The sequence below is a fragment of the Parasaccharibacter sp. TMW 2.1884 genome (assembly GCF_023337695.1).
Taxonomy (GTDB): domain Bacteria; phylum Pseudomonadota; class Alphaproteobacteria; order Acetobacterales; family Acetobacteraceae; genus Bombella; species Bombella apis.
Genome location: NZ_QORR01000002.1, coordinates 88148 through 107074 on the forward strand (window position 1 = coordinate 88148; position 18927 = coordinate 107074).

The following is an 18927-nucleotide window of genomic DNA, read 5'->3' on the forward strand; positions in this document are numbered from 1 at the left end:
CTGTTTGCCGGGGCAGGGCCAGTGCAGAATGAAAGGAAAGCAGCGTGTCTGCCATGTCTGGGGGAGGAGACTTACTCCATTCCGATGAGTTTCCATTTCACCTGATGGTAATGGGCGCGCGGGTCATACAGGGAGACGTGCAGGTTGAGCTCTTTGGCTGTCAGATGACCTGTCGCAGCGGCCAGATGGTAGGAATCCTCAATCAGGTTGGCTGCATTCTGGACGAGGGTTTTCTGCTGGTCGAAGAGCAGTTCCTGCTGCTGGAGAACTTCAAAGGTGGTCCGTACGCCCAGCAGTTCCTGCTGCTGGATGGCATGGAGGGCCTCCACACCGGTGGCGACGGCTTTCTGGTTGCGGGCGAGCTGGTCGCTGTCGGCTGTTAGTTTCTGCCAGGCGCTCATGGCATTCTCGCGGGCCTCACGCCGCTGTTCGGCCAGATTGTGGAGAGCTGCATCAACGGCCTGCTTGGCGGCACGGATGCGGGCATATTCCGCACCGCCCTGATAGAGCGGAAGAGAGGCCTGAAGCATCACGGCTGTGGCGTCTTCCGAGAATTTGCCGTTCCCCTGGTTCACCTGCCTCTGGTAGGAGGCCTGGGCGGATATCTGGGGCAGCAGGTCGGCGATGGCCAGCCGGACATCATGTTTTGCTGATTCCAGCTGGTACTGGGCCTGCATGACCTGGGGAAGGTCATTGATGGCCAGCTGGTTTATTTGCGCCTCCGAAACGAAAGGGGACGGAAGCCGCTCCGCTGGAGACAGTTTCTCTGGCGGAATGATACCTATGACACGCTGGAACGTTGCCTCTGCCACGCGGACCTGTCCCTCGGCCTGACGGGTGGAGGCCTGTGCTGCCTCAAACTGTGATTCCGCCTGGAGGGCATCGGTGCGGGTGGCCTGGTTCAGGGCAAGCTGCCGTGTGGTCAGCTGGACCTGCCCTTCCAGCGTGTGTTCATTTTCCCGTGTCAGGGTCAGCAGGGCCCGGGCCTGTGTGACGGCAACATAGGCGGAAACAACATTGACGAAGAGCTGCTGCTCGATGTCCACAAGGTGTGCCCGTTCCCCGAGGATGGAGCTGCGGGCCTTGTGCATGGAAGCCCATGTCTTGCCTCCGCGGAAGATGGGCTCGGTGATGGTCACGCCCGCTGCATAGCCGGGGGCCCTGAATTTCTGATTGTACCGGAAGCTCCCGCCATACGGGAAGGTGACGTAGTTGGACTCGTTGTAGTTGGCGGTCGCACTTCCGCTCACGGTGGGCCGCCATCCGGACAGGGCCTCCGGCATGGATTCATCAGTCTGCCGCAATATGGCCTGCTCACGGAGTATCTGCGGGTTGGAGCGATAGGCAATGGCCATGGCTTCCGGCAGGGAGAGATGCGTGACGGGCGCAGGAGCAGGGTCCGGGTCTGCCGCCATGGCAGGAAGCGGCGAAAAGAGCCCGATGGACGCTATCAGACGAAAGGCGTGTCTTTTCTCTGGCAAGCAAAAGAAAAGATACATAAGTCATTAACCCTAAATTAACAAAGCATTAGCCATTTAACGACTTGCTTGTTTTGTGGACCACTATAGTATTATTCCTGAAAATTATTAATATTTCCTTATCGTTTTGTTTAACTGTACTGTGTGGTGTATGGCGGAAGACTCAGCAAGCCCGCTTTTCAGGGGGGAGGCCCTGAAATGGCGGCAGGAGGCGTGGATCGGCTCCGTCCAGTTGATCGAGCCTCTCTCGGGTAAAATTGCAGCGCTCTGTACGGTGGCGCTCGTTATCTGTGTGGGGATTTACGTTTTTTTCGGGTCTTATACGCGGCGCATCCATGCCAATGGTGTCATGCTGCCACCAGAGGGGCTGGTCGTTGCGGAGGCAGATCAGGGTGGTGTCGTTGCGGCCATCCACATTCATGAGGGCGATCATGTTGCGGCGGGGGAACGGCTCTTCAGCGTGGATGTTTCCAGCTGGTCGGAGGATGGGGCCACCGGGCAACAGCTTGTCGAAGGGCTGCGCCGACAGAAGGACCTGCTGGAACATCGCCAGAATCTGCTCGCTGCTGATGCGCCCGTGGAGCTCTCCTCCCTGAAGGATGAGCTGGAGTCCCTGCGTCAGCAGTATGGCATGTTGCAGGAGCAGTCAGGACGGGACAAGAAGTCCCTGCCGTTGATCGAGCGGGCCATGAATGAGATGCGGACAGCCATGGACCGCCACCTCGTGACGGAAACGCAGTTTCAGAGTCAGCTGTTCAGCTATGTGCAGTTCATGGACACGCAGTCCCAGACATTGCGGACGCTGGTTGAGATGAACGGGCATATGGCGGATCTTCAGTACCGGATCAACCGGCACCAGTACAAGGTGGCCGAGGACATGAATGATCTCGCTGTCCGCCTTTCGGACGTGCAGAGGCAGCTCATCCAGGCGCATGGGCAGAGCATGGGGGTCATCAATGCCCGTGTGAGCGGTACGGTTGATGGTATCCGCACGGTTGTAGGCCAGCGTGTCAATCCGGGGCAGTCCCTGCTGAGCATCCTGCCCGACAGGGCGACCCTGCAGGCAGAACTTTACGTGAACAGCCAGGCCATAGGGTTTGTTCGGCCCGGGCAGCATGTTCTGCTGAAATATGCTGCCTATCCGTACCAGCGTTTTGGTCTTTATGAGGGCGAAGTGGTGGAGGTTACCAAGGCGCCTCTGCCGGAGCGGAGCAACTACGCTGCCCGGACAGGGCAGCAGGGTGGCAGTGCTTCTGCGCCCCAGCCGGGGGCGGATGTGTACCGTATCCGTGTCCGTCCGAACCAGGAATTTGTCATTGCTTATGGCAAGCATGAAAAACTGAAGCCCGGCATGGCCGTGGATGCCGAAATCGCCATCGACCAGCGCAAACTCTACCAGTGGCTGCTCGACCCGGTCGTATCCATGGTGGATACGGTCCGCTCCATATCGGGTGGTGGTGCACCGGCACGGTCCCTGGCCGATAGTGCCGCCCAGCCGGATACGCCCTCACCTGCTCCATCCAGACAGAATGACACGAAGGGGACGCCGTGAATCTCCATACTATCCATACTGGTTTCCGGCGTAAGGTTCCCGTCATCCTTCAGACAGAAATTGCAGAGTGCGGACTGGCCTGTCTGGCCATGGTGCTGTGCCATTATGGGCGGCTGGTTGACCTTGTTTCCATCAGGCGGGAGACGTCTGTCTCCGGTACGGGGCTCAACCTGCGGGCCCTGATGACAATTGCCGGACGTTACGGGCTGCACTGCCGGCCTGTCCGGCTGGAGCTGGACGACCTTGGCAAGCTGGCCCGTCCCTGCATTCTGCACTGGGACTTCAATCATTTCGTTGTCATGACGAAGGTGACGGATACCGGTATCGTCATCAATGACCCGGCCCGTGGTGAACGGAAGATATCCCTTGAGGAAGTGTCCCGCCACTTTACGGGTGTGGCGCTGGAGCTGACGCCTGAGACGAAGTTCGAGAAGAAGGATGACCGCCGCCTGTTGAAGGTGGGGGACATGTTCCGCCACATCGTGGGGCTGAAGACGGTCCTCTGGACCCTTGGAGGGCTGTCCCTGGGGCTGGAAGTCCTGGCCCTGATCAACCCCATGCTGGGGCAGGTCGTCATTGATGAAGTGCTGACAACGGGGGACAAGTCCCTTCTCTGGACCATCGCTGCCGGGATGCTCATTCTCGTCATCGTGCAGGGTGTGATCTCTACCTTCCGCACATGGCTGGTGATGATTTTCTCCACCCGCATTTCCCTGCAGTGGAATGTCAGCCTGTTCACCCACCTGCTCAGCCTTCCGCAGGACTTTTTTGCCAAGCGTGGGGCCGGTGACATCATGTCCCGCTTTGGCAGTCTCGGGGCCATCCAGCATACCTTCACGACGGATCTGGTGCAGAGCATTCTGGATGGCATCATGGCTATCGGTATGCTGGTGATGATCATCATGTACGGCAAATGGCTGGCAGCGCTGGTGACCATCACCGTGCTGGTGGATCTGGTCGTGCGGTTCATCCAGTATGGTCCGTACAAGGAAATGACCGAGGAATCGCTGGTTCATTCGGCTGCACAGCAGGGGCATTTCATCGAAACCCTGCGGGGTATCCGCAGCATCAAGCTGATGGGGTTGCAGCGGCGCCGGACGGTTGTCTGGACCAACCGGATGATTGACAACATCAATGCCGGGCTGCGTATCCAGCGGTATGATCTCATTTTTGCCCGTGCACAGGAATTCCTGGTCGCTCTGGACAAGGTGGCAACCCTTGTGCTGGGGGCCAGGATGGTGATGTCCGGTGCCATGTCCATCGGTATGCTCATGGCCTTCATGAGCTATCGTGACCAGTTCTGTGGCCGGGTGGGCAATCTGATCAGCGTCGTGTTCAAGATCAAGAACCTCAAGGTCCAGTGTGACCGTCTGTCCGACATTGCTCTGGCCGAGGCTGAAGGAACCGAGGCAGACAGTCCGCTGGGCGAAACGGCGGGTGTTTCCGATGATGACGGCATGGAGAATCCGGACATTCCCATGCTGGAATGTCGCAATCTTGGCTACCGGTATGGCAAGGAAGATGCGTGGGTTTTCCGCAACCTGAATCTCAAGGTCCATCCCGGAGAGAGCCTGGCGATCATCGGTCCGTCCGGCTGTGGCAAATCCACCCTTCTGGGGTTGCTGATGGGGCTCATCCAGCCGGAAGAGGGCCAGATATTCTGGAAAGGCATGGAGCTGAAGGCCGCCAACAGGGACGCTTACCGCGCCCGGATTGCCGGTGTTCTTCAGGATGACATTCTTTTCTCTGGCAGCATTGCGGAAAATATTTCCGGCTTTGACGATGAGATGGATATGGAATGGGTGGCCGACTGTGCAAGGAATGCACAGATATATGAGGACATCCAGCGAATGCCGATGACCTTTGAAACCATTGTGGGCGAGATGGGCAGCACGCTTTCTGGTGGGCAGAGGCAGCGCCTGATTCTGGCCCGGGCGCTGTATCAGGCCCCTCGCATCCTTTTCCTTGATGAAGCGACCAGCAACCTTGATCCTGCTTCCGAGCAGGCTGTGGAAGCGGTTCTGAATGAACTGCCCATCACGAGGGTGATCGTGACGCATCGCCCTGGTACGGCAGAGAGGGCAGACAGGATTTTTGCCATGGGGTTGCCGCAGGAGATCGTGGACACTCTGGCGAAAGAAACGTCGGCCATCGTGACCGGTCTGCCAAGCCCCAGCCCGGACTGATGCTGGTTCCGGGGGAAGCAGGAGGGGGGGGGATGGATGATTGGACATGATCACATGTCGGCAGGCGCTTTTTATTATTGCGGATAAAGTTATTTGTGTTTTTGGTCTTTGGTGAGGGGAGGTGCGATCAATTGCAAAATATGGCCGCGTTCTTTTAGGAATCTGCGTCCGGAGTGTCTGCAGATCATCAGAACGATCTAATAAGAACCTTGGATATGGAGAGAGGAGTGTGAGTTACTTTTGCAGACATAATGTGGCGGGCGTCATAAAAAACACCCGCCAAGCCCGGGAGGCTTGACGGGTGTTCCTCAGACTTCAAGGATACATTGATGAAGACTTGGTATCAGATCCGGATTGCTGCTGCATTCGGACCCTGGCCAATTGTACCATTGGCCGTGCCCTGGATAAGCTGGTTGATCCATGTCTGGCCATTGCTGAAGCCATAGATCGCACCAAGGATACCACCGTCGATAGCCCCCATGATCGTCGGAATGACCAGACCAACAGCCTGACCGATAGATCCAATGCCCAGAACGCCACCGCCGTCACCACCATGGATACCGCCGATGATCATACCGCTGTTTGCGCCAATGGCAGCCCCGGCAATAGCACCGATGATGGAGTCACCGAGACCGGAAGATGTACCGCGGCCAGCTGCCTGATTGGCAGCCTGATTGTTGCCAAAACCAAGAAGGTTACCCAGGAAGCCGCCACCAGAAACGGAATCCAGTTCCGCAACGCTCAATTCACGCATTGTGTACCTCAAAAAGAAAGAATGTGGTTCATTGTGATATGAACCGGGAGTATTCTTGTACTATTTTTTTGAAAAAAACGTGAATAAAGAAGAAAAATAGTATGAAAAGCGGTAAAATTGTATAAAAAAAAATTATTACAGTGTTAGACCATAATTATAACATAATTTAATTGCTTTTAAGTATCGCTCGCATCTGCTGTTGGGTGCGGGTTATTTCGATAAGGTTCTGGATGATGCGTGAACTTTCTTTTAACGAGCTTGGCGCGGTATCTGGTGGTGGTCTTTTCGGCTACCGCGACGGGACGGCTTCTTCAGGCAGCAGCAATAGCAGCACTGGTCTTTTTCCTGTGCGCGCTTCGCTTGGTTTTGCGGACAGCCTCGTTGGCGGCGTCGTGGATGGTATCGTCGGCGCAGCCGTTGGTGGTCTCACGGGTGGTGCCAATGGTGGTGCCAACGGTACGGGCGGTGTCATCGGTGTCGGCGTGATCGCCGAGGCTGTCGGCGTGATCCTGGGACTGACGGTTGGTGGCCTGACGGGCGCAATGCTGGGTCTGTCCGGTGGTTATGTCGGGACGCAGGGCTACCGCGACGGTGCGGTGCAGGCCTTCCTGACAGGCAGCCTGTTGCCCAAGGGCGGCGGACTTTTCTGATCCGCCATGACATGACCGCCTGTCCAGGGCGGTGACATGGATATTGAAGAACCACCGGGGGGCCATGGACCCCGGTGGTTTTTTCTTCAGACCGTCCTGAAACCGGCCTTCTGGATGAGGAGCGCACAGTCTTCCCTGGAGAGGGCGGGGCCAGTGAAAATGATGTGTGCCTGTGGCGGGTCGAGCGTGACGGTGACCGTCTCGATGGCTGGAGAGGCTTCAAGGGCACGGGTCAGAGAGCGGACACAGCCATCACATTTCAGGCCGGTGAGAGGGAGGACAAGGGTTTCGCTCATAAAAAATCCCGTTTCATGATAAGGGATGGCAGGGGACTGTCTTCCCACAGGGGAGGAACCTTCCTGATCTGGTGTCCGTTCCGGAGCGAGAAAAGGCATTTCATGTCTGTTGGGCGGTTTTTTTGCATGATGATGGGAGTGGTGCTGTACCTGATGATGCAGCTGCCGTCTTTTGTCATGCCCATGGCCATGGTGGACGGCATGATGATGTCCGCGCCTGCGCATCAGCTTCTGCCTGCCCGTGACATCGCTTCTCCTGATGCCGTGATGGTTCCGCCGGGAGGGGGCATGGTGATGGAGGCGGCTGTTTCTTCCCGGCCGGATGCGGAAGAGGATATCGCTCCCTGCTGCCAGAGTCACCATGCTGTCTGTGAAGCCGGCCTGTTGCCGGAGGGGCAGAGGCTGGAACCGGCCGGTCTCTGGCAGAGGGCGGTCCCGTTTCACGATGTCAGGCTGCTGCTGCGTTCTGCTGTCGTGCTTCCCTGGCGCCCTCCAGCAATCCTGCCTGTCTGACCTGTCTCTGTGCTGCCTGTTTCCGGGCGGCATTTCTGTGTCACGTTTTTCAGGTAGTTTGTCATGTCACGTCATGTTTTGCTGCGCCGCCAGTTTCTGGGCGGGCTGGGCGCAGCTGGTCCGCTCATGGCTCTTCCAGGGCTGGGCCGGGCTGCGGCCGCCACGGCCGGGGCAGTGCCCCCGCTGGAGATGGACCTGCACATCACCCGCCGCAATGTCCGTATCGCAGGCCGCACCGGGGTAGGATATTGCGTCAATGGCCAGATGCCCGGCCCGGTTCTGCGTTGGCAGGAAGGGCGGGACGTCCGCATCCACGTTCATAATCACATGGATGAGCCAACATCCCTGCACTGGCATGGTGTTCGCCTGCCAAGTGATCAGGATGGTGTTCCGGGGTTGAGTTTTGCCGGGATTCCGGCAGGCGGACGGTTCACCTATTCCTTTCCGGTCCTTCAGAGTGGGACATACTGGTATCACAGCCATATGGGGCACCAGGAATCGTCCGGTCTCTATGGTGCCCTGATTATCGAGCCAGCCGCTGCTTCGCTGCTGCCGAGGGCGGACAGGGATCATACGGTCCTGCTGTCGGATTGGTCGGATGTGTCTGCCAGCCAGATCATCAACAATCTCAAGATGCAGGATGATTACTACAATTTCCGGCAGCGCAGCCTTGCGTCCCTGCCGGAGGAAAGCCGCCGGGCTGGAGGGCTGATACCCGCTCTGAAGAGTCGCCTGCAATGGTCCCGCATGAGGATGAGTGCAACGGACATCTCGGATGTCAGCGGTGTCATCTATACCTATCTCATGAATGGTGAGGCCCCGGCACAGGGATGGAGCGGCCTGTTCCGGCCGGGAGAGCGGGTCTGCCTGCGGGTCATCAATGCCGCGGCCATGACGCTGTTTGATGTCCGCATCCCGGGGCTGGAGATGCAGGTTGTGGAGGCGGACGGGAATCCTGTCGTGCCCGTGCCGGTGGATGAGTTCCGCATTGCTCCAGGGGAAACATATGTCGTGATGGTGACGCCGTTGCAGGCACAGCCTTACACGATCTTTGCCCAGAGCGAGGACCGCACCGGCCATGCCCGTGGCACGCTGACACCTCGCCCTGGCCTGTTGGGGCCTGTCCCTCCCATGGACCCCCGGCCCGTGCGGGGGATGGTGGACATGGGCATGGCCATGCCCATGATGAAGGGCATGAAGGCGATGGGGGGCATGCCCATGTCCCCTCCCGTGGAGCGGACTCCGGCGGATGAAATTGATGATCCCGGCCCGCCCCCCCTGAATGTGGAAAACCAGAACATCGCCACCCATCCGGTGGAGCGTGTCGGCAGTCCGGGAGATGGGCTGGAGGGAACGGGCCGCCGGGTTCTGGCCTACAGTGATCTGGTGGCGTTGCGTCCGCCGCCAGACCAGCGACCGCCTTCACGAGAAATCATCCTGCACCTCACAGGCAACATGGAACGGTACATATGGGGGTTCAATGGCCGGAAATATTCCGAATCCGGGCCGATCCATCTGGCCCGTGGTGAGCGGGTCCGGTTCACGGTCATCAATGACACGATGATGGAACATCCCCTTCACCTTCATGGCCTGTGGAGTGAGCTGGAAAATGGGGCGGATGACCAGCACCGTCCCCTGAAACATACCGTCATTTCACAGCCGGGGTCCCGGATGAGTGTTCTGGTCACGGCGGATGCGCCGGGCGTGTGGGCTTATCACTGCCATCTCATGTATCACATGCAGACAGGCATGTTCCGGGAGGTGGTCATCTCATGATGGGAAAAGACATGCTGCCCCTGGGGCTTGTCGCCTGCTTTCTGGCCCTGCCAGCCCAGGCCATGGATGACATGGCTGGATCGGCCCGACCGGGCCAGACGATGGCTCATGACATGTCCGGAATGGCCATGGATGATATGGATATGTCGGACATGGCAGACATGGAGATGCCGACCACGGCGCCTCCGGCTGTGCAGAAAGCCCCGCCAGCGCCTCACCAGGTGCGGAAGAAAACACCGCATGTCGTTTACAGGGCTGTTGATGCCCCCGGCCCTGTCGTGGATATTGGCCATCATATGCAGGCCATGGACATGGGCCGCTGGTTCCATGGTGTGCTGGATGAGTTTGAGGGGCGCTACCAGGCGGGTGGCCGGTCTTCACTCCGTTGGGATGGGGAGGCCTGGTATGGTGGCGACTACAACCGCCTCTGGCTGAAGAGTGAAGGCACCATGACGAAAGGCAGGGTCCGTGACGGAGACCAGGAACTGCTCTACAGCCGGGCCATATCCACCTATTTCAACCTTCAGGGGGGCCTCCGGCTGGACCTGGACAGTGGTCCGACCCGTGCCTGGGGAGCGGTTGGTGTGGAGGGACTGGCCCTGTACCAGTTTGAGGTGCAGGCGACCGGTTATTTCAGTGACCGTGGCGTGGCGGGACGGTTTGAAGGGTCTTACGACATCCTGCTGACCAACAGGCTGATTCTCCAGCCACAGGTGGAGCTGAATCTGTATAGCCGGGCTGATCCCCGGCGACAGGTCGGATCAGGCCTGTCGGACATCGATACCGGGTTGCGCCTGCGGTATGAGGTCTGGCGCAAGATGGCTCCCTATGTGGCTGTCACATATGATTCCCCCCTCACCCAGGGACGCCACATGGCCCGGAAGCGAGGCGAGCGGGCAAGTGAGGCCCGTTTCACGTTCGGAATCAGGAGCTGGTTCTGAAATAATGGTAACAGCCTGCCCTGCCGGCTCTGGCTTGGCCGGCGGGCTGTTCCCTCCCCTTTTTTAAAGAAAAACAGGTTACTGTGACTGATTCTTTCCCAGATTAAGTTCTTTCTGGGGTGTTTCAGGAAAAGGTTGCTGTAAATATTCCGATAATATGAGAGCGGAAATGGTTTATTTCAACATTATTTGATCAACAGGAGCTTGCCTGTAATCTTTTTTTAACCCCTGTTGCCTTAAGGCGGCCCTGTCGTCGAACATGATGAAGGTCAGGTTATCTTATGGCAACAGCGTTGGTCAGGGTGTCAGCCGGAACGGCTACCGTTTACAGCAGCGGGTCTCTTTCCAGCCTGGTGGGCTTGGGGGCCATTTCTTCCATTGTCGTAACCCGAACAGATCAAACACCGCCCAATGACCCGGTGAAGGTTGATCTGTCGTCGATCCTGGGTCAGTTGCGGGGAGACTGTACCATTACCGTCCAGGGCGGGGCCACGGCCTATGTCGGGGGTGGCCTGGTCAATGTCGGGGTGGTGAACGGGCTGACCCTGAATGGGGGGCGGCTGGTTATCCAGTCCACCCTGCTCAGTGCTTCGCTGGGCTCGACCATCACGGTAGGCCCCAATGCTGGCGAGCTGCGGATAGAGCCACAGGGCTTTGGCGTGAGTGTCGATTTCCCCGTGAAATTCGTGGATGCGCAGGGCAATCCCACAACCAGAATTCCGCCCAATTTTGTCATGGATTTCCCCAACACCCAGTCGGTGGGAGCTGTCTATAAGCCTTCGACGAACCAGACCGTGATTGGTGATGGCGTGAGCGCACTGGGCCTCATCAACGTTGGACGGACGACCACGCTGGAAGGGGACCCGTTCAATCTGAGGGTCAATGGCAAACCGCAGACGGATTTTTTGGGTGGGCTCACGGGGTATGGCTATACGTTCAGCCGCAACAACGGTCATGATGATGGCAGGAATGGTGTCATCACCTGCTATCTGGCTGGCAGCCTGATCCGGACCGAGACGGGTGACGTGCCCGTGGAGGTGCTGACGGTGGGGGATGCCGTGGCCGTTTTTGCACCGGATGGCCAGCCGCAGGGCTTCAGGCGGGTAAAGTGGGTAGGCCAGGGCCGTGTGACTGTTCAGCCAGCTCTGCCAGATGATGAAGCTGGCTGGCCAGTGCGCATCCGTCGTGGCGCCCTGGGGGCCAATATCCCCCACAAGGACATGCTGGTGACGTCGGAGCACTGCCTCCTGCTGGAAGGGCACTTCGTGCCGGTCCGCATGTTGGTCAACGGCAGTTCCATTGTCTATGACCGGAGTCTTGAGGAGTACGAGTACTGGCATTTCGCCGTAGAGCCGCACGCCATTGTCGAGGCGGATGGAGCCCTGACAGAAAGTTACCTGGATACGGGCAACCGGCAGGGATTTGTCTCCCAGGCGGGGCAGTGGGCGGAAGGGGCCCGGGGCTGTTGGGAGACGGATGCCGCCGCTCCGCTGGGGGTCAGCCGGACATTTGTGGAGCCCCTGCATGAGGCGATCCGGCGGCGGTCTGGAGGCCGGATGGAGAAGCCGGGCGAGCTGGTGGATGGGCCGGATCTGATCGCCCTGACTCCTTCCGGTCAGACCCTGCCGCTGGTGCGGCAGGCGGGGCAGCGTTACCTGTTCCGCCTTTCCGAAGGATGCAACGAGATATTGCTTGTCTCCCGTGTCAGTCGCCCCTGTGATGTCATCGGTCCGTTTGTGGATGACAGACGCTGGCTCGGGGTGCTTGTCAGCCAGATACAGCTCTTCTGGGAGGATGGAGAACGGAAAAATGTGACGGAATTCCTCTCCGCACCCCGGCAGGATGGCTGGGATGTACAGGAGGCTGCCCCCTGCCGCTGGACAAACGGGGCGGCCCGCCTCGTGCTGCCGGTGCATCCGGGCAGGAAACAGCCGCTGTTCGTGTCGGTCGAGGTCCTGGCAGGAGGGCCGTATCTTGCCAAAGCCCGTCCGACCGAAGGAATCCGTCTGGAGGGAGGGATGTTCTGACAGGACCGGCTCCGGGGCGGCATGGTGGACAAGCCATGCCGACCTGCCCATTATCTGGGTGCGATGGCCATTCAGGGCCATGCGTGATGAGATATAGGGGAGGAGCTGGATCATGGCACAGGGCAGAACCGTACTGGTAACCGGGGGAACGTCCGGTATCGGGCTGGCAATTGCGGAGACGTTCGCCCGGGCGGGGGACAGCCTCATCCTGCTGGGCAGCAGCCCGGAGCGTGACTATACCAAGGCCGTGCAGGCGGTGCAGGCTGCCGGGCGTGAGGCCGGGCACGACGTGCAGGTCTGTGCTCATGGGGTGAACATCACGGATTTTGATGCCGTGAAGGCCCTGCTGAAGACCATCAGCGACAGGGTGGGCCTGCTGGACGTGCTGGTCCATTCCGCAGGTGTTTTCTTCAACACGCCCATCACGGATGAAACACCCGATGCGTTCGACAGGGTGATGCGCATCAACGTCAATGGCATGTGGCACATCGTGCAGGCCGCCCTGCCTTTCATCCGGCGGAAAGAGGGTGACGTGCCGGGCGGGAAGGTCGTGGCCATTTCGTCCATCTGCGGATTTTACAGTTTTGCCGGCTATGCGGGCTATGCCGCCAGCAAGGCGGCGGCCACGGCTCTGGTCCGCAGTCTGGCCCTCGAGCTCGGCCCGCTGGGCATCAACATCAATGCCGTGGAACCGGGCCGCGTGAAGACCTCCATGCATGATGCACTGATCAACGATCCCTCACAGGCGGATGCCCTCAGGGCCGTGGCGGAGGCCAATCCCAGCAAGCGGACCTTCTCCTCGCCGGAGGACATCGCTGCCGTGGTGCAGTTCCTTGCCAGCCCGGGGGCGGTGGCCCTGCACGGCTCGGCCATCGTGGTTGATGAAGGCACATCGCTCGGTCTCGTCTAGGCCATACATCCCGTCATCATGATGCTGGAGCTTGAGGTCTCCCCCGGTGCGGGGATGCTTGAAAGCCGGGGAGGCCTCTCCCATATCTGCTCCATCTTTCAGCGGCGGGGCAGGCTGGCCGCCGAAGATGGAGCACATACGGAGCCTGCCATTTTGGAGGAGAGCAACGCATCATGAGTGATGGCAAAAACGCAGCGGAGATGCAGCAGCACAGTTTCAGTGCCGAGGTCGGGCAGCTGCTCGATCTGGTTGTCCATTCCCTTTATTCCGATCGGGAAATCTTTCTGCGTGAGCTGGTCGCCAATGCGGCTGATGCCATGGACAAGCGGCGGTTCGAGGCCCTGACCAACCCGGCCCTGTCCCTGCCGGAAGTCCCGTCCATTCATATTTCCACCGACAAGGACGCAAAGACCATCACGCTGTCCGATGACGGACTGGGGATGAGCCCGGAAGAGCTGACCCAGAATCTTGGCACCATTGCCCGTTCCGGCACCAAGGCGTTTGGTGAGAAGCTGAGCAATGCCAAGCCGGAGGAGCGTCCGAACCTGATCGGTCAGTTCGGTGTGGGTTTCTATTCCGCCTTCATGGTGGCGGACAAGGTGGATGTCGTCTCCCGCCGTGCCGGTGAGGATGTGGCCGCCCGCTGGGTGTCCGAAGGCAAGGGCTCCTACAGCCTTGGCCCTGCCGAGCGTGACCGCCCGGGCACGGACATCGTCCTGCACATGAAGGATGATGCTGAGGAATTCATTGATCCGTGGCGTCTGCGTAGCATCATCCGCAAATGGGCCGATCACATCGCCTGGCCAGTCATTCTGCACGAGCCGGACGAGGATGGCAAGGAGAAGGAAGAGACCATCAATGAGGGCAAGGCTCTCTGGCTTCGTCCGAAATCCGAGATCACGTCCGAGGAATACACCGAGTTCTACCGCCATGTGGCCCGTGCGTTTGATGAGCCGTACGCCACGCTGCACTGGAAGGCCGAAGGCACGGTCGAGTTCGCCTCCCTGCTGTTCCTCCCCGGTGCCCGTCCGTTCGACTTCATGGAGCAGAGCAGCCGTGAGAGCCGCCTGCACCTGCATGTGAAGCGCATGTTCATCACGGATGAAGCCAGTCTGGTGCCGAACTGGCTGCGTTTCGTGCAGGGTGTGGTCGATACGGATGACCTGCCGCTGAACGTCTCCCGCGAGATGCTCCAGTCCACTCCGGTTCTGGCCCGCATCCGCAAGGCCGTGACCAAGCGTGTCATCAGCGAGATCAAGAAACGGGCGCAGGAAGGTGGCGAGTCCTTCACCGGTTTCTGGAACAATTTCGGCCTCGTCATCAAGGAAGGGCTGTGGGAGGATTCCGAACACCGGCAGGAAATCGCCGAGTTTTCCCGCTTCCACTCCACACATGATGATGAGCTGACGACGCTGGACGACTATATCAGCCGCATGAAGCCGGAGCAGGAGACCATCTATTATCTGGTCGGGGACAATCTGAAGGCCCTCAGGGCCTCCGCCCAGCTGGAAGGGTTCCGTGCCCGTGGGCTGGAAGTCCTGCTGCTGTCTGATGCCGTGGACAGCTTCTGGCCGGACCGTCTCCATTCCTACAAGGACAAGACCTTCCGTTCCGTGGCCCAGGCGCATGGTGATCTCGAGAAGTTCGCACCGGAAGCCGAGGAGCAGGGCGAAGCAGCCAATGTCGAGAAGCTGACCCCCGCCCTGAAGGACGCTCTTGGCGAAGCGGTGAAGGATGTCCGCAGCACCGTGCGTCTGACAGGCAGTGCCGTGGTGATGACGAGCGAGGGGGGGCCGGACCTGGCCATGCAGCGTCTCATGCGCCGTTCCGGTCAGGAGATGCCTGCCCTGCCGCCGGTGCTGGAGATCAACCCCCGCCATCCGCTCATCCGTGCGCTGGCCGAACGTGTGGAGAAGGGCGAGAGCGTCGCAGAACATGCCCGCATCCTTCTGGACCTCGCCCGTGTTCAGGAAGGCGAGGCCCTGCCCGACCCCAGCGGCTTTGCCCGCACGCTCGCAGGCCTGCTTGCCGGGACTGTCGAAAAGTAATCTCAGGCAGATCGTCTGATGAAAAGGAAGGGGCTGCACACCGGGTCGTGCAGCCCCTTTTCTGTTGAGCCTCAGTCTTCGTCCGTCAGCAGCGCAGGCAGGACTTCCTTGAGGCTGCGGGACGCATTCCGGCTGTTCTGGCGCAGCTCCGTGAGGATGGCGGCATCCTCTGTCAGGGAGAGTTTTTCTGCCAGCAGCAGGAGCAGGGCAAGGGAGGTACGCAGCCGGGCGATGCAGCCCGCAATGTCCAGCATCACGCCCAGAAGATGGACGGGAACATCCCCCGAGGGAAAGCAGGTCACCACCGTGTCCAGCAGGCCAGAGAGCGTGTCGGAGTCGTTGCGGGGTTTTTCCCCATGCGTGCGGAGGAGGTGGGCGACCTGCCGTTCCTGCTCCCGGTTCTGGTCCAGGATGGTGGTGATCCAGTGCTGGAGAGGGGGGGGAGCGGCCGGACGGCTGAGCAGCTCCAGCAGGCTCTCCCGCAACGTGCCCGTCAGGACCAGATGGGCATGGAGGCGGTCACGGTAAGTACGGCGTATGGAGGGCTGTTCGGCAGGATGACGTGGCACGTCTGTCTCCATGACGAAAAGGGGAAGGGAACCTTCATGGGTGCCCTGTCCTTCGGCGGAAGGCAAGCCCGTTCCAGTGGAGCTGGTCAGGTTTCGTGCGGCTGCTGGGGGCGTTGCGCATAATGGCGGGCAATGACGGTGCAGACAAAGAGCTGGAGCTGGTGGAAGATCATCAGCGGCAGGACGATGATTCCGGCCGAACCGGGAAAGATGACGCTGGCCATGGTCACGCCGGATGTCAGGGCCTTCTTGGAGCCGCAGAACTGTAACGTGATGTCATCCTCGATGCTCTGGCCCATCATCCGGCCCAGCAGATAGGTGAGCCCGAGGGCCAGGGCGAGCAGCAGGGCATCCGCCACCCCGACACCGGCCAGCAGGATGAGCGGAATGCGATGCCACAGCCCCTGAAGCACCGCTGCACTGAAGGCGGAATAGACCAGCACGATGATTGAGCCACGGTCACTGCATGAGATGAGAAACTTGTGGCGGTGGACAACCGGCCCCAGCCAGCGTTGCACGCACTGGCCCAGAATGAAGGGCAGGAGCAGTTCTTCTGCCACGTTCAGGATGGTCTGAAGACCGGACCCGCCACTGCTGCCGTGATCAAAGAAAAGGCCACAGAGCAGGGGGGTGATGAGGATGCCCAGAATGTTCGAGACCGTGGCCGCACAGATGGCGGCCGGGACGTTGCCCCGGGCCATGGAGGTCAGGGCAATGGAGGACTGTATGGTGGAGGGCAGGCAGCAGAGGAACAGCATCCCGGCCCAGAGGTCCGGCCCCAGAAAACCGGTGGAGGACAGCCGGTAGGCAAGCCAGTACATGCCTGCCCCGAGCAGGGGGAACACGGCAAAGGTGATGAGCAGCGTGCAGCCCTGCAACCGCCAGTTTTTCACGCTGTCGAGCAATGCACGGCGTTTCAGCTTGGCCCCCTGGAAGAAGAACATCAGCATGATGAGCAGTGATGTCAGGCGGGAGAGCCAAGGCTGCCACACAACAGGGCAGGGCAGGAAGGAGGCCAGCAGAACAGCGCCGATCAGGCACATCAGGAAAGGATCAAGGCGTTTCATTGGGCGGTGTCCCTGCAAGGCTGTGGCATCATGGTGGCGAAAGCGTGCCCTGTATGGGGCTGCTGGTACAGGGGGACGGTAAAACAGAAGGTCCGGGCTGCCAATGCGTGGCACCAGGGAAAGATGTCCGTTCCGTGTCACGGTCAAGGAATGGCTTGCCAGAGAGGGCTGGAAAGAGGCATTTTCCCGGCAGGCCTTCGGACAGGGCCATCTCCATCAGATCGTAGAGAGGGGGGTCAGAGGATGACCGTCAATCGACGTATGGTTCTGGGATCATTTCTGGCGGCAGGTGCCCTTCTGGGCAATGGCAGAGCCCGTGCAGCCGTTGGGGGTGGAGGCAGCGCCGCACCGGCACAGCCCAACAATGCCCATGCCGAGCCGGGCAATGCGGCGGCGGCGGCTCCGCAGCCCGTGCATGAGACACTGGCCGACAAGCAGTACCGCCCCCGCATCCATTTTTCACCCTCCACCGGGTTCATGAATGATCCGAACGGGCTGATCTTTGATGGACGCTATTACCATCTCTATTACCAGTACAATCCATTTGGGCCTTATGCAGGCCATGTGCACTGGGGCCATGCCGTCAGCACGGACCTCTATACATGGCAGGATCTGCCGATTGCGATTCGGGAGACGGAAGCCGGAGAGGCCTACAGCGGCTGTGCCGTGCTGGACAGGGACAACCGTTCTGGTCTATTTCCGCCCCGCACGCAGGACAAGCCTCAGCCGGGGTCGGTCGAGACAGCTGCCCAGAAGGCCGCCCAGCTTTTTCCGTCATTGCCGGAGGATGAGCAGGCACGGCGCCTTGTGGACAGGCAGTCGCACGATCTTCTGAAAGGGTCGAATTCCTCCCCCAGCCTGCTGAAGGAGCTGGGGGATGATCCTGTCTCCCGCGAGCAGTCACCCGTCCCCATGTCTCCGGCCCTGCCGCCAATGGCGGGCGGCCTGGTCGCCATCTATACACGGGCAACGCCGCAGCGGCAGACACAGTATATCGCCTGGAGCCCTGACGGAGGGCAGACGCTGAAGGATTATGAAGGGAACCCGGTGCTGGATATCGGGCACAATTCCTTCCGTGACCCCAAGGTGTTCTGGCATGCTCCGACTGAAAAATGGGTCATGGTCGTGGTGCGCTCCCGGGAGCACAAGGTGTCCTTTTATGGGTCATTCGACCTGAAACATTGGATGCATCTGAGCGATTTTGGCCCATCTGGCATTACTGGCGTGGATTATGAATGTCCGGGGCTGGCCGAGGTAGAGGTGGAAGGTGAGACGCCCGGTGAAAAACGCTGGGTCCTGTTCGTGTCCATCAATCCCGGTGGACCGCAGGGGGGCAGCATCACGCAGTATTTTGTCGGCCAGTTCGATGGTGAGCGCTTCACGCCGGATGATACGATCGTGGATCTGACAGATTTCGGCAAGGACAGCTACGCCCTCCAGACTTACGAGAACATGCCGGGCAACCAGACGGTCTATGTCGCCTGGCTGGACAACTGGCAATATTGTGAGGAGCTGCCCAACAAAAGCTGGCGTGGCGTCATGACCATTCCTCGCAGGGTTGTGCTGCGGCGTGACACGTCAGGCTGGCTGCGTATCGCCCAGACTCCTTATGCTCTGGAGGCCCTGCGGCGTCCTGCCATCCCATTCACCCTGTCCCGTCTGGAGCCCCAGAGCAGTCGGCAGGTGTCTCTGCCTACCGGCGAGGCCGTGGAGCTGCTGCTGGATGTCTCTCTGGAAGACCGGGGCAGTACCCTGCCAGATGGAGACCATGGGCGTGCCGGACGTTTTGTCGTGGCCTTCTCCAACCATCAGGGAGAGAGCCTGAGCATCGGTTTTGATGGTTTCTCCTGCCAGCTCTGGCTGGACAGGAGCAACCTGCATGGCTTTACCCATCCCTTCTTCACGGGCACCTTCTCTTCTGCCCTTGTCCCGGGCAGCCGCCGTTTCAACCTGCGGATCGTGCTGGATGCCTGTACGCTGGAGGTCTTCGCCAATGAGGGCATGTCCGTCGGCACGGCCTTGATCTATCCGGCCAACCCTCTGGAGACGCTGAGTTTCCAGGTCACCAATGCGGCAGCCGTCATTCATCAGATGGCTCTGTATCCCCTGCGGCAGACGATGGACCGCATGGAACAGGGGTAACGGCCCTTTGTTCTGGCG

At 59.8% G+C, this 18927-nt stretch carries 15 protein-coding genes; 10 read left to right on the forward strand and 5 right to left on the reverse strand.

What is annotated here, in order from left to right; translation table 11 throughout:
• Window positions 1-71 precede the first annotated feature (71 nt).
• Entirely contained in the window at window positions 72-1415 is a 1344-nt protein-coding gene (locus DTI93_RS04685; RefSeq protein ID WP_043559475.1) for a TolC family outer membrane protein, read from the reverse strand.
• A gap of 214 nt (window positions 1416-1629) precedes the next feature.
• On the opposite strand from DTI93_RS04685, the gene DTI93_RS04690 reads away from it, so the two are divergent.
• Complete coding sequence (locus tag DTI93_RS04690) at window positions 1630-3030, forward strand: HlyD family efflux transporter periplasmic adaptor subunit (protein WP_081562429.1); 1401 nt, start codon at window positions 1630-1632, stop codon at window positions 3028-3030.
• Window positions 3027-5216: a peptidase domain-containing ABC transporter gene (locus tag DTI93_RS09540; protein WP_103765666.1), complete on the forward strand. Its 2190-nt coding sequence runs from the start codon at window positions 3027-3029 to the stop codon at window positions 5214-5216. The genes DTI93_RS04690 and DTI93_RS09540 overlap by 4 nt, the downstream gene beginning before the upstream one ends.
• 343 nt (window positions 5217-5559) lie before the next feature.
• Here DTI93_RS09540 and DTI93_RS04700 read toward each other — a convergent pair whose 3' ends face one another.
• On the reverse strand, window positions 5560-5970 hold the full coding sequence (locus tag DTI93_RS04700) for a hypothetical protein (RefSeq protein WP_193699497.1): 411 nt from the start codon (window positions 5968-5970) through the stop codon (window positions 5560-5562).
• Window positions 5971-6200: 230 nt separating this feature from the next.
• Between DTI93_RS04700 and DTI93_RS04705 the strand changes: the two genes are divergently transcribed.
• Window positions 6201-6620, forward strand: coding sequence for a hypothetical protein (locus DTI93_RS04705; protein ID WP_043559103.1), 420 nt, complete (start codon window positions 6201-6203; stop codon window positions 6618-6620).
• A gap of 86 nt (window positions 6621-6706) precedes the next feature.
• Here the strand turns inward: DTI93_RS04705 and DTI93_RS04710 are convergent, their stop codons facing one another.
• Window positions 6707-6916, reverse strand: coding sequence for a heavy-metal-associated domain-containing protein (locus DTI93_RS04710; RefSeq protein WP_249079806.1), 210 nt, complete (start codon window positions 6914-6916; stop codon window positions 6707-6709).
• A gap of 126 nt (window positions 6917-7042) precedes the next feature.
• On the opposite strand from DTI93_RS04710, the gene DTI93_RS04715 reads away from it, so the two are divergent.
• The 6 genes from DTI93_RS04715 to htpG all read left to right on the forward strand — a co-directional run bounded on the left by DTI93_RS04715 (window position 7043) and on the right by htpG (window position 15131).
• Window positions 7043-7429 (forward strand): hypothetical protein, encoded by a 387-nt coding sequence (locus DTI93_RS04715; protein ID WP_152332651.1) that lies wholly within the window; start codon window positions 7043-7045, stop codon window positions 7427-7429.
• 63 nt (window positions 7430-7492) lie between these two features.
• Entirely contained in the window at window positions 7493-9205 is a 1713-nt protein-coding gene (locus DTI93_RS04720; protein ID WP_249079807.1) for a copper resistance system multicopper oxidase, read from the forward strand.
• A 161-nt stretch (window positions 9206-9366) separates the two neighbouring features.
• Complete coding sequence (locus tag DTI93_RS04725) at window positions 9367-10146, forward strand: copper resistance protein B (protein WP_408734682.1); 780 nt, start codon at window positions 9367-9369, stop codon at window positions 10144-10146.
• Between the two features lie 281 nt (window positions 10147-10427).
• On the forward strand, window positions 10428-12173 hold the full coding sequence (locus tag DTI93_RS04730; RefSeq protein WP_249079809.1) for a Hint domain-containing protein: 1746 nt from the start codon (window positions 10428-10430) through the stop codon (window positions 12171-12173).
• A gap of 112 nt (window positions 12174-12285) precedes the next feature.
• Window positions 12286-13083, forward strand: coding sequence for an SDR family NAD(P)-dependent oxidoreductase (locus tag DTI93_RS04735; protein ID WP_043559094.1), 798 nt, complete (start codon window positions 12286-12288; stop codon window positions 13081-13083).
• Between the two features lie 173 nt (window positions 13084-13256).
• Entirely contained in the window at window positions 13257-15131 is a 1875-nt protein-coding gene (gene htpG / locus DTI93_RS04740) for a molecular chaperone HtpG (protein WP_081562425.1), read from the forward strand.
• Between the two features lie 71 nt (window positions 15132-15202).
• Here the strand turns inward: htpG and DTI93_RS04745 are convergent, their stop codons facing one another.
• Both DTI93_RS04745 and DTI93_RS04750 read right to left on the reverse strand, forming a co-directional pair.
• Window positions 15203-15700 carry a DUF892 family protein gene (locus DTI93_RS04745; protein WP_143539845.1) on the reverse strand — a complete coding sequence of 166 codons (498 nt, stop codon included), beginning with the start codon at window positions 15698-15700 and terminating at the stop codon, window positions 15203-15205.
• 86 nt (window positions 15701-15786) lie between these two features.
• Complete coding sequence (locus DTI93_RS04750; RefSeq protein ID WP_043559087.1) at window positions 15787-16767, reverse strand: bile acid:sodium symporter family protein; 981 nt, start codon at window positions 16765-16767, stop codon at window positions 15787-15789.
• Window positions 16768-17010: 243 nt separating this feature from the next.
• Between DTI93_RS04750 and DTI93_RS04755 the strand changes: the two genes are divergently transcribed.
• The gene (locus DTI93_RS04755; protein WP_249079810.1) at window positions 17011-18909 is read left to right on the forward strand and encodes a glycoside hydrolase family 32 protein; all 1899 of its coding nucleotides are present in this window, start codon (window positions 17011-17013) and stop codon (window positions 18907-18909) included.
• Window positions 18910-18927 lie beyond the last annotated feature (18 nt).